The 13,546-nt window shown below is 36.6% G+C and carries 16 protein-coding genes (1 of these 16 only partly in view); 3 read left to right on the top strand and 13 right to left on the bottom strand.

Annotated elements, in window-relative coordinates:
• The 8 genes from cwlD to AACH31_RS08685 form a co-directional block, all read right to left on the bottom strand.
• On the bottom strand, positions 1 to 360 hold the 5' portion of the coding sequence (gene cwlD, locus AACH31_RS08650; RefSeq protein ID WP_161832881.1) for an N-acetylmuramoyl-L-alanine amidase CwlD. Its footprint begins 333 nt before the window's first position; only the first 360 of its 693 coding nucleotides appear in the window; the start codon lies at positions 358 to 360; its stop codon lies beyond the left edge, outside the window.
• 85 nt (positions 361 to 445) lie between these two features.
• A complete protein-coding gene (cysE, locus tag AACH31_RS08655; RefSeq protein ID WP_161832880.1) occupies positions 446 to 949 on the bottom strand; it encodes a serine O-acetyltransferase in 504 nt (167 codons plus the stop codon).
• A gap of 275 nt (positions 950 to 1,224) precedes the next feature.
• Positions 1,225 to 2,064 carry a hypothetical protein gene (locus tag AACH31_RS08660; protein WP_161832879.1) on the bottom strand — a complete coding sequence of 280 codons (840 nt, stop codon included), beginning with the start codon at positions 2,062 to 2,064 and terminating at the stop codon, positions 1,225 to 1,227.
• Positions 2,065 to 2,428: 364 nt separating this feature from the next.
• Positions 2,429 to 3,781, bottom strand: a complete 1,353-nt coding sequence (locus AACH31_RS08665; protein WP_161832878.1) for a glucose-6-phosphate isomerase — start codon at positions 3,779 to 3,781, stop codon at positions 2,429 to 2,431.
• 3 nt (positions 3,782 to 3,784) lie between these two features.
• Positions 3,785 to 4,156: a CvfD/Ygs/GSP13 family RNA-binding post-transcriptional regulator gene (locus AACH31_RS08670; RefSeq protein ID WP_161832877.1), complete on the bottom strand. Its 372-nt coding sequence runs from the start codon at positions 4,154 to 4,156 to the stop codon at positions 3,785 to 3,787.
• Between the two features lie 218 nt (positions 4,157 to 4,374).
• Positions 4,375 to 5,364, bottom strand: a complete 990-nt coding sequence (locus tag AACH31_RS08675) for an NAD(P)/FAD-dependent oxidoreductase (protein WP_161832876.1) — start codon at positions 5,362 to 5,364, stop codon at positions 4,375 to 4,377.
• Between the two features lie 112 nt (positions 5,365 to 5,476).
• On the bottom strand, positions 5,477 to 5,941 hold the full coding sequence (locus AACH31_RS08680) for a divergent PAP2 family protein (protein WP_161832875.1): 465 nt from the start codon (positions 5,939 to 5,941) through the stop codon (positions 5,477 to 5,479).
• Between the two features lie 24 nt (positions 5,942 to 5,965).
• Complete coding sequence (locus tag AACH31_RS08685) at positions 5,966 to 6,454, bottom strand: phosphatidylglycerophosphatase A family protein (RefSeq protein WP_161832874.1); 489 nt, start codon at positions 6,452 to 6,454, stop codon at positions 5,966 to 5,968.
• Between the two features lie 88 nt (positions 6,455 to 6,542).
• On the opposite strand from AACH31_RS08685, the gene AACH31_RS08690 reads away from it, so the two are divergent.
• The gene (locus tag AACH31_RS08690) at positions 6,543 to 7,463 is read left to right on the top strand and encodes a hypothetical protein (RefSeq protein ID WP_161832873.1); all 921 of its coding nucleotides are present in this window, start codon (positions 6,543 to 6,545) and stop codon (positions 7,461 to 7,463) included.
• A gap of 60 nt (positions 7,464 to 7,523) precedes the next feature.
• Here AACH31_RS08690 and AACH31_RS08695 read toward each other — a convergent pair whose 3' ends face one another.
• Entirely contained in the window at positions 7,524 to 7,766 is a 243-nt protein-coding gene (locus tag AACH31_RS08695) for a NifU family protein (RefSeq protein ID WP_161832872.1), read from the bottom strand.
• An 82-nt stretch (positions 7,767 to 7,848) separates the two neighbouring features.
• Here AACH31_RS08695 and dapF point away from each other — a divergent pair, with 82 nt between their 5' ends.
• Entirely contained in the window at positions 7,849 to 8,688 is an 840-nt protein-coding gene (gene dapF, locus AACH31_RS08700; protein WP_262950279.1) for a diaminopimelate epimerase, read from the top strand.
• A gap of 36 nt (positions 8,689 to 8,724) precedes the next feature.
• Here dapF and AACH31_RS08705 read toward each other — a convergent pair whose 3' ends face one another.
• The 3 genes from AACH31_RS08705 to yunB all read right to left on the bottom strand — a co-directional run bounded on the left by AACH31_RS08705 (position 8,725) and on the right by yunB (position 10,868).
• Positions 8,725 to 9,483: a TIGR01457 family HAD-type hydrolase gene (locus AACH31_RS08705; protein WP_161832149.1), complete on the bottom strand. Its 759-nt coding sequence runs from the start codon at positions 9,481 to 9,483 to the stop codon at positions 8,725 to 8,727.
• A 12-nt stretch (positions 9,484 to 9,495) separates the two neighbouring features.
• On the bottom strand, positions 9,496 to 9,798 hold the full coding sequence (locus AACH31_RS08710; RefSeq protein WP_161832150.1) for a YutD family protein: 303 nt from the start codon (positions 9,796 to 9,798) through the stop codon (positions 9,496 to 9,498).
• A gap of 239 nt (positions 9,799 to 10,037) precedes the next feature.
• Positions 10,038 to 10,868 carry a sporulation protein YunB gene (gene yunB / locus AACH31_RS08715; protein ID WP_161832151.1) on the bottom strand — a complete coding sequence of 277 codons (831 nt, stop codon included), beginning with the start codon at positions 10,866 to 10,868 and terminating at the stop codon, positions 10,038 to 10,040.
• A gap of 385 nt (positions 10,869 to 11,253) precedes the next feature.
• Between yunB and AACH31_RS08720 the strand changes: the two genes are divergently transcribed.
• Complete coding sequence (locus AACH31_RS08720; protein ID WP_161832152.1) at positions 11,254 to 12,234, top strand: LacI family DNA-binding transcriptional regulator; 981 nt, start codon at positions 11,254 to 11,256, stop codon at positions 12,232 to 12,234.
• A 75-nt stretch (positions 12,235 to 12,309) separates the two neighbouring features.
• Here the strand turns inward: AACH31_RS08720 and AACH31_RS08725 are convergent, their stop codons facing one another.
• On the bottom strand, positions 12,310 to 13,410 hold the full coding sequence (locus AACH31_RS08725) for an ABC transporter ATP-binding protein (protein WP_262953818.1): 1,101 nt from the start codon (positions 13,408 to 13,410) through the stop codon (positions 12,310 to 12,312).
• Positions 13,411 to 13,546 lie beyond the last annotated feature (136 nt).

Below are 13,546 nucleotides of genomic sequence, written 5' to 3' on the forward strand. Positions count from 1 at the left end.
AACAACAATTCCATTTTCTTGACTATTCATAATTTGCACACGTTTACTTAAATCCTCCACTTTTCTTTTCTTAGCCTCTTTAGAAGCTAGATCATAATCTCCATCTCGTGTCAGTACTACATTAACACCTTGAAGCTTTAAATAATCCTCTACTTTTTTCGTAATAGATAGAACAATCTCCTTTTCAATGACACCACCTGCTGATGAGGCCCCACCATCTTTTCCACCATGTCCCGCATCTAAAACTACCGTCACTGACGATTTATTATTCCACTTATCTTGATACTTTCCTAGTATAACTGGAATAAAGCTTAAAAACAACACGATTACTAATAACATTATACTTATTGTTTTCTTCATCCTCATCACCTTTGCGATTCTTTTTTTACAAGCTTATGAAGGACCAATACCAAATATAATAAAAGCTCTAAAATTCGCAAATTAATTACTTTTTCACTGCACTAGGAACACCAACCGACGTTTTTCTTGGAGGCACATCCTTTAACACAACGGCATTTGCTCCTATCATGCAGCCTTGTCCTAGGGTAATATTCCCAAGAACCTTTGCACCTGCACCAATTGTAACCCCATCTTCAACGGTCGGATGTCGCTTCCCACTCGAGTCCCCACGTCCAACTCCCCCGAGAGTAACCCCGTGATACATTGTTACATCATCCCCAATCACACTCGTTGCCCCTATCACAACACCAGTGCCATGGTCGATAAATAAACGTTTACCGATGGTAGCAGCCGGATGAATCTCAATATTCAAAACACATCTAACAATAAACATCATCATCTCAGCTAACAGCTTGAAATGATGTTGATATAAAAAGTGAGCTATGCGATACCAGAAAATAGCTTGAACCCCAGGATATAATAAAATAATCTGAAAAATATTTCGCGCAGCAGGGTCCCTTCGCTTAATTGAGTCAAAATATTCTCTCACTTCATCTCTTCCCTTCTTTATCTATGCTTGTTATTATCGTATGAAGTTTATAAAAAGATTTGATTAAAAGTATTCACTATTTTTCAAAAAAGGTGAATTTCCCCCCACTTTTAGAAAAACCGTGATTAGACATTAATCTATCTTATAAAACATCCCATTTATCTTTTCAAAACACATTAAACCACCCCCTTCAAAAATTAGGCTACGCTAAACAACTAAATCTCCTCATAAAATAAAAACCCCTCCTGTCTTTTCCACACAAAAGGGGTTTATCATTATTTTTTCTTACCTTCTAATTCCTCAATTCGTTGTTGCTGTGTTTCCAGTCTTTCGATTAATCGTTGGTGATTTTCTATTAATTGATGACTTATCTCCTTTAAATGTCTAATCTCATGATTTTGATTATCAATCATTTGCTTCATTTGTTTTCTATGATCATCTTCAATCAACGCGGATAACGCCTCTTTTAGATTATCCGCAACAAGATTCTCTAAATACCAAATCACATCTTTTGAACGATGTCGATACTTTTCAGGTAAAACTGTCTTCTCAACGAGTTCGCTTTCTAATTGAGAAATTTTTTGATCTATTTCATGAATTTCTTCTCGTAAATGATTGGCCAACAAGGAATGTTCAATATGTTGATAATCATAGCTCTCTTTCGCCTCGTCTATCACAGCTTCTAGAGTTGGGATTGAAAGAGGTTTTTTTTGTTTTAAATAATATTTAACCCCCACATAATAAAATAAATAAATCAATAACACAATAACAACAAACGAAAGAACCACCGATAAAAACTTTACACCGATCATAAAAAGCAAATAAGAAATAAGGACCCCAATAATTAAATCTAGTAACAGAGCTACCTCCCTAAAATCTTTTAAATTAAGACATAATTCCTCATACTTTTGATGCGCCTTAAAATCCTCACTCCCATAATACTTTTCTTTTACCGAAGCAATATACTCCTTTTGTGTACTCTCAATTGTTAATACCAATGTTTTTTTCTTTTCTGCGCGTTCTTGTTCAAAATATCTCATTTGACTCATTAATTCATCCGTCATCCAAAGATTACTTATTAAATCCTTTTTCGATAATTGACTTACCTCCGTCATCCTTCCCTCTCCTTCCTAAAACATCTTTTCTTTCTTCCCCGCTTAGTTAAGACAGGACTAGGTTCCCTCTAAAAGGAACAGGTGTTAAGTTATATTTTTATTTTACTACTCTTTTCACCTTTTGTCTTTTTTCAATTAATATATGACACAATTAATTAATCTATGACTTCATTCTATATGCAATATCGCCTGATAATCCCTTAATAACTCATATCAAGAATCCTCTACCTTTTTAAGATGTACTCCCAAACTTAGTGGCAAAAGGGTGACAAATCGTTATTTTTTATCTCTGACGCCCTTTAAATGATGAAAAAAAGACTTTCCCGCTAACTGACGAGAAAGTCTTAAAATCGTTAATATGACGTTATTTTAAACGTGCTTCTAACTCTGCTTTTAATGCTTCATTACCTGGTTTTCCAAGTAAAGCAAACATATTTTTCTTGTAGGCCTCTACACCTGGTTGATTAAATGGATTTACTCCTAAAATATAACCACTCATTGCACATGCTTTTTCAAAGAAGTAAACTAAATATCCAAAGCTATATGCTGATAATTCAGGAACATCGATAATAAGATTTGGTACTCCTCCATCAACGTGTGCTAATAACGTTCCTTGGAATGCCTTTTTATTAACGAAGTCAATGGTTTGACCAGCTAAATAATTTAATCCGTCTAAATCAGTTTCTTCGGCCTCTAATACCACTTCACGAGTTGGTTTTACAACATTAATAACAGTTTCGAATAAGTCACGACGACCTTCTTGAATAAACTGTCCCATTGAATGTAAATCTGTTGAGAATGAAGCTGAAGCTGGGAAAATTCCTTTTTGGTCTTTACCCTCAGATTCTCCAAATAATTGTTTCCACCATTCATTAAAGTAAAGTAACGCTGGTTCGTAGTTAATTAACATTTCAATCGTTTTACCTTTTGAGTATAACGCATTACGGATAACAGCATATTGATAAGCTTCATTTTCTGCTAAGTTAGGGTTAGCATATTCTTGACGAGCATCGTTTGCCCCTCTCATCATTTCCTCAATATTAATTCCACTAACGGCAATCGGTAATAAACCTACCGCTGTTAATACTGAGAAACGTCCACCAACATTATCTGGAACGATAAATGATTCATATCCTTCACTTGTTGCTAATGTTTTTAAAGCTCCTTTTTGTGCATCAGTTGTTGCATAAATACGTTTATTTGCTTCTTCACGTCCTACTTTTTCAATTAATAATTTTTTAAACACACGGAAAGCAATTGCTGGCTCAGTTGTTGTCCCTGATTTTGAGATAACGTTAATTGAGAATGTTTTATCCACTAAATATTCAACTAATTCTTGAACATATGTCGAAGAAATATGATGCCCAACAAAAATAATTTGTGGTGCTTTACGTGTTGTCTTATCTTGTAAGTTATAAAAGTGGTTATTTAATGCCTCAATTGCTGCGCGAGCTCCAAGGTAAGATCCTCCGATTCCGATAACTAATAAAACGTCTGAATCAGATTGAATTTTAGCAGCTGCTTTTTGAATACGAGCAAATTCATCTTTATCGTAAGATTCAGGTAAGTCAACCCATCCTAAAAAGTCATTACCTGCTCCAGTTTGCTCATGAATTCGTTTATGAAGTACATTCACTAATTCAGTTGCATAATCTAGTTCATGTTGTGCAACAAAAGACGCTGCGTTCTCATAATTAAATGATAGGAATTTTCCCATTTTCTAGTCCTCCTTGTTAACCCTTGCTATTTTATCGAGTGAATCTCGAATCCAAATGGGTAAGTGTTGGGCAAGCGGTGCAAATCCATTCGAAGTCTCAAAATTAGAGGCCTTCATACGATTATTTCGGCCACTATAATTGGAAATTCCTTTTAAAGTTAACCGTGCTTGTCGGTTGTCAGAGTCAAACTTAAGAATTTTTACATCAATATACTGACCGATATTCACAAAATCACGTATATCCTTGACATATCCATCAGATAATTCTGAAATGTGAATAAGCCCCTGGCACTCATCACTCAACTGGACAAACGCTCCATAAGGTTGAATACCTGTGACCTTTCCTCGTACGATACTCCCTTCTTTGATTTTCATTATTTACACCTCAGTTCATACATACATTCTCATTATATCATATAAATTTTTCCCATATAATCGCAATTATGAATTTTTTTTAACTTTATAAAATTTTAATTCTTCATTAGGAACAACGCCCCACCCGTTTAGGTTTTCGATTATTACGCTAAGCCGCCTTATCGTTAACAATAAAAAAGAAGCCTTGGACCACAGTCCCAAGACTTCCTAAACAATTATTATTTCATCATCGCCGAACTATGTTTATGGCGATGCACCTTATCCGGATAAGCATACGCGATTGCAGCATTAATGGCTACAACAACCTCACCAAATCCAGTCGTAATCATTTTAATTTTCCCATCAAAGGTACAAGCATCTCCTGCTGCAAAAATACCACTTACACTCGTCTGTTGAGTGATATCTACACGCAACGCATTTTTTTCTAATTCAATATCCCAATTCTTAATTGGCCCTAACGATGAGATAAATCCGTATAAAACAATAATTTCATCTACCGAAAGGATTTTTGTTTCCTCTGTATCTACATTAATCAGCTCTACTTGATTCGCACGATCGCCCTGTCCCATCACATCTTTAGCAATGTATGGAGTTAAACAAGTAACATTCGCTTGTTTTAACCTTTCAACGCTAGACGCATGTGCTCTAAATTCATTACGTCGATGAACAATAGACACACTTTTAGCAACACCATCAAGCATTAACGCCCAGTCAACTGCTGAGTCTCCCCCACCAAAAATAACAACATCTTTTCCTTTAAATGTCTCCATTGTCGATACAAAATAGTGGATATTAGTAAACTGTTCAGCACCTCCAACATCTAACTTTCGAGGTGTAAAGGCTCCATTTCCGGCGGTAATAACAATAGAACGTGAATAATGACATTCTTGATCCGTACAAATTTTAAAGGTTCCATCTTCTAACTTTTCAACCGTCTTCACATTCGTATTTGTGACGACATCAATACGATCTGTAAACTGATTCATTTGCACCTTTAATTGTTCAACCATTTCCCCCGCTTTAATTTTTGGGTGCCCTGGTAAGTCATAGATATATTTTTCTGGATAGAGTGCTGCAAGTTGCCCCCCAAGCTCTGGTAATGCATCAATAATCTTCGTTCTCATTCCGTGCATTCCCGCGTAAAATGCTCCGTAAATTCCTACGGGGCCTCCGCCAATAATTGTTAAATCATAAATTTCATTTTTCATCAGATCCACCTCGTCTTTGTTAAAATAACCCAAACTGTTTCCATTTATTATTAGTATATCTAAAACTTTCAATACAAACAATGTTTATACATTAAAAAATTATTTTCTAGCCCTAGATGAGGTGTAAACACCATCCATAAATTAAAGCAATCGCTATTCCAAATAACGTACCAGCCAGTGTTTCTAATGGTTCATGGCCAAGTAATTCTTTTAGCTTTGTTTGATAAGTTTTATCCTGAAAAAACAACACATTGCCGCTATTAACTAAATCATCAATTAAATGATTTAGTAGCTTAGCATGCTCTCCCGCATGGCGTCTAATCCCCATTGCATCATATATGACAACCGAAGCTAAACAAAAAGAGATAGCAAATGTGGTTGAATGAAAACCATCTAAAACGGCAACGGCCGTCGTGAGTGCTGCAACAAAAGCAGAATGTGAGCTTGGCATTCCTCCAGTTGAAAAAATGAGCATCGGTTGCCATTGCCTTTTCATGAGCAAGTGAAGAGGTACCTTAATCACCTGTGCTAAAATATTCGCTAAAATAGCGCACTCTAAAGCATAGTTTAACCACATAAAACGATCTCCTTTTAGTTCATATTATTGCTGACGGCGATGGGCGATGCGACTCGCTGCCGCGGCAGCAATCGCGCCCACTAAATCATCCATAAACGTTTGACAACACCCATCTTTTTTACCACTTCTATCAATTTCGCCTAAAATACCAGGTTTTAATTTATCTATATATCCATAATTAGTAAAACCAATCGATCCATAAACGTTTAAAATCGAAAAAGCTAAGACCTCATCAATTCCATATAAAGAATAGTCATGATCAACCATCTGTTGTAATGGATCCCCTAACATGTTCATTTCTGCTAATTCATCCAGTCTTATCCCTGTTAAAACTGCATTTTGAACCTCACGTTTCTTTAACACAGAACGCACATTTTCTAAACAAATATCAAGCGTTAACCCCTCATAATAACTTGATTGTAAAAAATAGGTTAATTCTGCAATTTGTTCAAGCGTTACCCCTCTATCATTAATTTTACGAATAACTAATTCTTCTAATTCTTTTCGTTCCATATAAATTCATCCCTTCAATTATCATATTTACCTGTCACTTACGCATAGATATAGAGTAGAAAGTATTTTAAATTTGAGGATGATCCGAATGAAGGAGCTAATTAATTGGTATTATCAACTCCAAATTGACCATTTAGAACAATTAAACGATATCTACTATACGAAATTAGGTGACCACTACATTTATATTATATCAGTTGGAAAGGAGAAGAACACAATTTTTTTCCACCTTTTACAACTTTTACAATATAATAACTATCAACGTATTCTATTATCTAAGGACAATACAACAACCGTTTTATTTGAAGGAGAGCATTATTACGTCCTACAATCGAGCGTCATTTTACATGAATATATTGATATTCGCACGTTACAAATTCCTACGATTTATCCAGAACCGTATGAACTTGCACCCGAATTAAAGGAACGTTGGACAGGAAAAAATCGATTACATGAAGAACAGCTAAACGTCTTAATTGAACAATTATCTGCTGAGAATCGTCTCCTATTCTTCGACCTAGCTACTTATTATATTCATCTAAATGAGCAGGCTTATACATTTATTAATGAACTTTCAGATATAAAATATCCAGTTTCATTATGCCATATGCGTCTTACTCCAACGACATATAAAGTTGAATGTTTCTGTCCTAAATTGCTAACGCTAGATAATAAAGCTAGATGCTACTGTGAGTATATCCGTCACCTTTATCTCGCTAATCAAGACCTCGTTCAGGTAAGAACCTTTGTCCAAATTATTAACAGGGTTAATCCATTAACAAATGAGGAATGGAAACTTCTATATGCCCGACTCTTCTTTCCAACGCACTTTTATGATGCTCTATTTAACTTAAGAGAAGGGGAAGATATCGATATCCCCCTAATCTATGAGCAAGCACTTTCCTATGCCAAACTCCTGTACCAACTGCCGTATGAAATCTATCAAAGTACGTTAATTGAACTACGTATTCCAGAATGGGTCAAAGCGGAGGCATTATCGAAAAATTAAAGAAAAGAGTAAAAAAAGAGATCCCACTTGAATATACCTAGTAAAGGACCTCTTTTTTTTTTACATTAAATATTCATCAACATTCTCAACACCGATAACACCTGGGACTTCTTCTAATAAGATCTGTTCAATCCCATCTTTTAAAGTAGAATCCATAGAAGCACATCCCACACAAGCACCTAACATCTGAACATAAACGATCCCATCTTCAAACTTTACATACTCTACGTCTCCACCATCACGTTGGAGATACGGTCTTAACTTTTCTAAAATCTCAACAATCTGTTTTTCTGTTTCATTCATCGATATCACCTCACCAGTCATTAATTAGATTATAAAACGTCCTATCTAAAAAGTAAACAGATATACATAAGGAGGAATTGATTTGCAACCTATCTTTTTTACGAAGCTAACAACAGCTAGCACCTGTTACATTATCTTAAATTACCTTGAACACCCCGTTCTCCCTTTAGATTATACCCATTTAGCCCAAAAAATGACCCATGAAGAAACTGGAATTAGTGCCGATGGACTCATTATCTTGCTTCCCTCAGATCAGGCAGATGCGAAAGCCATTTTTTATAATAAAGATGGGTCATTAGCCAATACGTGTGCTAACGGACTAAAACTCATCGGATATCATCTAGCGGAGATTGGACGGTTTACCGAGCCTTCAATTACAATTGAAACACGCACCACTCTTGCCACACTGAGTTTGGATCACTCGATAATATCGGTTGATTTAGGAATCCCTTATCCTTTAAACAATCTGTCAACCCCCCTTACACTGAATAGCCCAATCAGTGAGTTTTGCGAAGAAATTTCAACCTCATCTGAAAATTGGGAAGCAGATACGATTTCCATTGGAAATCCTCACTTTATTATTTATACAGATGATGATCACGAATATTTTCAAGATGAAATGAAATATCTGTCGAGTCAAAATGATGTCAATATAGGGGTTTTAACGATTATTCACCCTAGCGAAGTTCTTCTCACGACGTACGAACGCGGTCTGGGATTTACTTCTTCATGTGGAACAAATGCGGCAGCTGCTATTGCAAGTGCGGTCGCTCGGCGTCTTGTTAAACCTTACGATTGGGTAACGGTCCACTGCAGAGGGGCTGACCTTCAGCTAAAATGGGATGAAAATGGACACCTTATTGAAAAAGGATCCTGTACGAAAGTCTGTTGTGGAACGTACTTTTACCAAGAACAAGAATAAAATAAAAAGCCCATCGAGGGCTTTTATTTTATTGTTTTAAATCGACCATTCCGTTAAATCTTTTAAAATGTGAGTCGGAGGCGTATCATAATTCATGACTTCATCCCTTGTTGAGACACCACCTTCAATATAAATCGTTGGCATTCCCGCATGAATTCCCGCCAAAATATCCGTAAAATAATTATCGCCAATCATCGCTACCTCAAGAGCGTCTAATCCAATTAACTCAAGTGCCTTTTCCATAATAATACGTTCAGGTTTCCCAATAAAAATTGGATTAACACCCGTCGCTACCGTAAGAACTGACGTCAATGCCCCATTCCCCGGTAACAATCCACGTTCTGTAGGGATGGCAATATCACCATTCGTTGAAATAAACGTCGCACCGTTGCGGATAGCTAAGCAGGCTAAACTTAACTTTTCGTAATTAATTTCCCGATCTAACCCAATAACAACATAATCCGGTTGATCATCTGTAATCGTCAACCCCTTTTCAAGCAGTGCCTTTTCTAAACCAACCTCACCAATCATAAAAACTTTCGCCTGTGGGTTTTCATCGTAAATATATTGGGCCGTCGCTAAAGAGGGCGTATACACTTGCTCTTCTGTTACTGGATACCCAATTTCTTTTAAAAGGCCAGCCACCATTTCAGGTGTTTTCGTGCTATTATTCGTTAAAAATAAATACGGAATACCTTGTGCATTTAATTTTTTTACAAAAGACAATGTCTCATTAATTACTCGTGTTCCGTGATACGCAGTTCCATCTAAATCAATCAAATATCCTTTATACATATTTCTTCCTCGCTATTTCTTTGATGTTGACCAGTCATTAGAGTATTGCTTTGCAACAATTTTTTCTACTATATAATAAGGACATCCATACGCACAATACTCGGCTAGATACTCGGGAATCGTTTCACATTTTGAGTCCAATGGCACATTTTTACGATCATTAGAATAAAATCCTTTCAAGCGCAACTGTCCCCCAGAAAAGTCACCAACAATATAATCGTACTTCTCAAGTATTTCCGTTAGCTTTTGATTAAACAATGTTTCATCAAACTCTATCAGATGAGTTTTCACTAATCGATAACGGTAGCGACTCATCACGTATCACCCCTTTACTTCGTCTATATTGACACTATTTTATCACAAACTATAAAAAATCACTATTCTTTACGATTAAAACAGCTCTTTACGATTAAAACAGCGAGATATCAATCTAGATTCAGTATTAATAACTAAAAAGCAAGCAGCTAAACATTTATCTGACGTTTTACATCTCTTTTAAAGCAACCCCTTTTTTATTCTATCCATGGAAACCACATCCGTTGTTCGATAAATTTCTAATGCAATAGGATATTTTCCATTCCGTCCTTCACACTTTGATCAGGAGAAGCACTTGGTTTCTTTGCCCCCGTTTCACCCGCTTCATTTGTAAAAGGACTAAGCGGTGTCGTACTACTGCTACTTCCTATATAATAATACTCCGGAATTTCACCCGAAATCATTTTAATGACAAGCGGTGTTGATACATTCACAACCGTTTCCTCTGACTTAAGTGGTAACCCAACTTTCAAACGGACACTAACTGTCAATAAGATTTCAAGCATCGCACTATTAATTCCATAAGGTTTAACATTCGTCTTAATATCAGTTTGTGCGTTTCCCATAACGGTCGCAGAAACCGGGAACCTAGGGCCATACTCATGCAATAAAGATAAATTTAAAGCAGCCGTAAGTGGGACAGTAAGCAATACACCGTCCTCATATGGTCCACCATATATACTATCTAATCCTAATTCACTCAGATCGCCACTTTCAACCAAAAGCAATTTTTCCTCAACTTCCTGAGAGGTAGAAACGAGTAATTGATTCAATTTCGGCGTGTTAATATAAACCTGGCTCACATACCCCTCTTTATTCTCATTAAAGCGAATGACATCATCAATATCAAAAGATACCAGTTCGCTATTTCCAACTGCCTCCTTGATAATCAAACTCGCGAGGTTCACGGTTTGGACGGACGCATAATCAACTACAATTGCATACACATTATGATACACAAAATAAGCCCCGTAAACTAGGCCTCCGATTACGCCAATACCGATTAACCGTCGTTTCCATTTCTTTAAAAAGTTAGATTTCCTTTTCCCACTTCTTTTTCTTCGTCTCATGCGCCTTGACACTCACCAACACCCCGCTTTTATTCTTGCTTTAATATATACATATTCATCCCTTTCTACCACTTGAACTAAGTTCTATAAAAGGACTAAATAAATAATTTCATTAAATCCCACCCTGTATCGACTCACTCACTAATCTGACTATTCATCGAAAATAAAAACGATTATTGTACAAATTACACTTCTCATCTTTCTCCCCCACTCACGCATAATCAACCATCATTTCGACACTTCAACACTCTATCCAACCTATCCGTGTATCTGCCCCCCTCATTTATTACCAATATTTGATATACGTTGACATTTCTAATAAATGTCTTTTATAATAATAGTTATATATATATTACAAATAATTGGGATTTAGAGGTGAGGAATTTTGGCGAATATTAAAGACGTCGCGAGACACGCTAACGTTTCCGTAGCAACGGTCTCACGAGTTATAAATAATAAAGGTTACGTGAATGAGCATACAAAAGAATTAGTTTTAAAGGCTATTAAAGATTTAAATTATGTTCCAAATGAAATAGCCCGATCGCTTTATCGAAAATCATCAAAAATCATCGGTATCATTATCCCAGATTTAAAAAATGAATTTTTTAATGACATGATTGCTGGGATTGAACAAGTTATCTTACAGCATGGTTATAAAACGATGCTATGTACATCAAGGGAAAGTCTAGAGCGCGAGAAAGAGTATCTTCAAATTTTCTCTACGAATAAAATAGATGGTCTCATTCTATGTTCAAACTCACCCGACATTGCATCATATATTAACTTAGATATTCCCATCGTGGGACTAGATCGCATGATCAGCACCGAAATTCCTTCGGTTACCGCCGATAATTACATGGGAGGCATTCTAGCTGCTAATCGCCTCATTGAGGCTAATTGTAAAAACATTATTCAATTAAGAGGGCCTCATACGTTAACTCCTGCTAACGATCGATCGGAAGGTTTTTTACAAACACTTAAAAAACATTCGGACATCCAAGTTCAAAGCCTTGAACTTGAGTTTACCTCTGATACCACTCAAACGGATATTCAAGAATTTTTAAAGCAAAATCCAGAAATCGATGGAATTTTTTCAGCAAGTGACTTAATGGCTGCGAACTGTATCCGTTGTTTAAAAAAATTAGGACGTCGAGTTCCTGAAGATATTAAAATCATCGGGTATGACAACATTAGTATTTGTGAGTATACTGATCCGACGATTTCAACGATTGCACAACCCATTACAGAAATGGGGGAAATGGCCGCCGAAACCTTATTTAAACTCATTAATAATGAACCGATTAACCAGCTTCACATGACACTTCCAGTCGAACTCATCGAACGTGAGTCTACTAAAAGTGAATAGAGCCTTTTATCATGCTCCTAAAAATTTCTTTTTCAAAAAAAGCAGTTGGACTTTTTATCCAACTGCTTTTTTATTTTATCGAATGCTCTCCTCTGTTTCTGGATCAAAAAAATGACATTTATTCATATCAAAGGCCAACTCTAACTGAAGATTACCTGCCACTAAAAAGCGGGAATCTATCACTGCCACGACTGACTGCGATTTAACGGTTGTTGTTATAATAACTTCATGACCAAGTAATTCCATCATTTCAATCGTTGCCTGATATTTGGCCTCTTGATATGTATCTAGAACGATAGGGTCAGCATAAATGTCCTCCGGTCGAATTCCCAAGACAATCGGCCGTTCTAAATAACCCCTTTTTTTCAATAAGGTAACCTTCCCCTTTGGAATGCGCAATGAAAAATCATCAATAACAAACGTATCCCCTACGACATTCCCCCGCAGAAAATTCATCGCATAAGATCCGATAAACCCGCCTACAAACATATTTAGAGGAGATTCATATAACTCCTTCGGAGAGGCGACTTGTTGTATCCCCCTCTCATTCATCACAATAATACGTGAGGCCATAGTCATAGCCTCTAGTTGATCATGGGTGACATAAAGGGTTGTCGTTCCTAACCGCTTGTGTAATCGCATAATCTCTAAACGCATGGCCCCGCGTAACGGAGCATCTAAATTAGATAACGGTTCATCCATTAATAATAATTTCGCCTCTCTTACCATCGCTCGCCCTAAAGCCACGCGTTGCTGTTGTCCCCCAGACAATCCTCCAGGTTTACACGTTAAATAAGCTTCAAGCCCTAAAACAGCAGCAGCCTCTTTAACCCGACGATCTATTTCCCTCTTCGATAACTGTTGCGACTTTAAACCAAACGCCATATTATCATAAACTGTAAAATGCGGATATAATGCATAGGACTGAAAAACCATCGCGATGTTTCTATCTTTCGGCGAAACCTCATTCACCAACATTCCATCCACATAAATCTCTCCTGAGGAAACCTCTTCAAGCCCTGCTATCATTCGCAACAACGTTGATTTTCCACATCCCGATGGTCCCACCAAAACGATAAACTCCCCGTCCAACACCTCTAAATTAAACTGACTGATGACCGAATTCCGCCCCCCCTTATAACATTTACAAACATTTTTCAACTTTAATTGCGCCACCTTTACTCCCCCAATATTACGCATTCATCCTTCACAAATCCCTCTTTGCCCCCTATTTCACCATAAATTTATACGCATCCTTCCTGCTTTATCATAGTATATATTAAGTATATCATTCTTTATCTTTAGCACGGTA

The sequence above is a fragment of the Turicibacter faecis genome, assembly GCF_037076425.1.
Classification (GTDB): domain Bacteria; phylum Bacillota_I; class Bacilli_A; order MOL361; family Turicibacteraceae; genus Turicibacter; species Turicibacter faecis.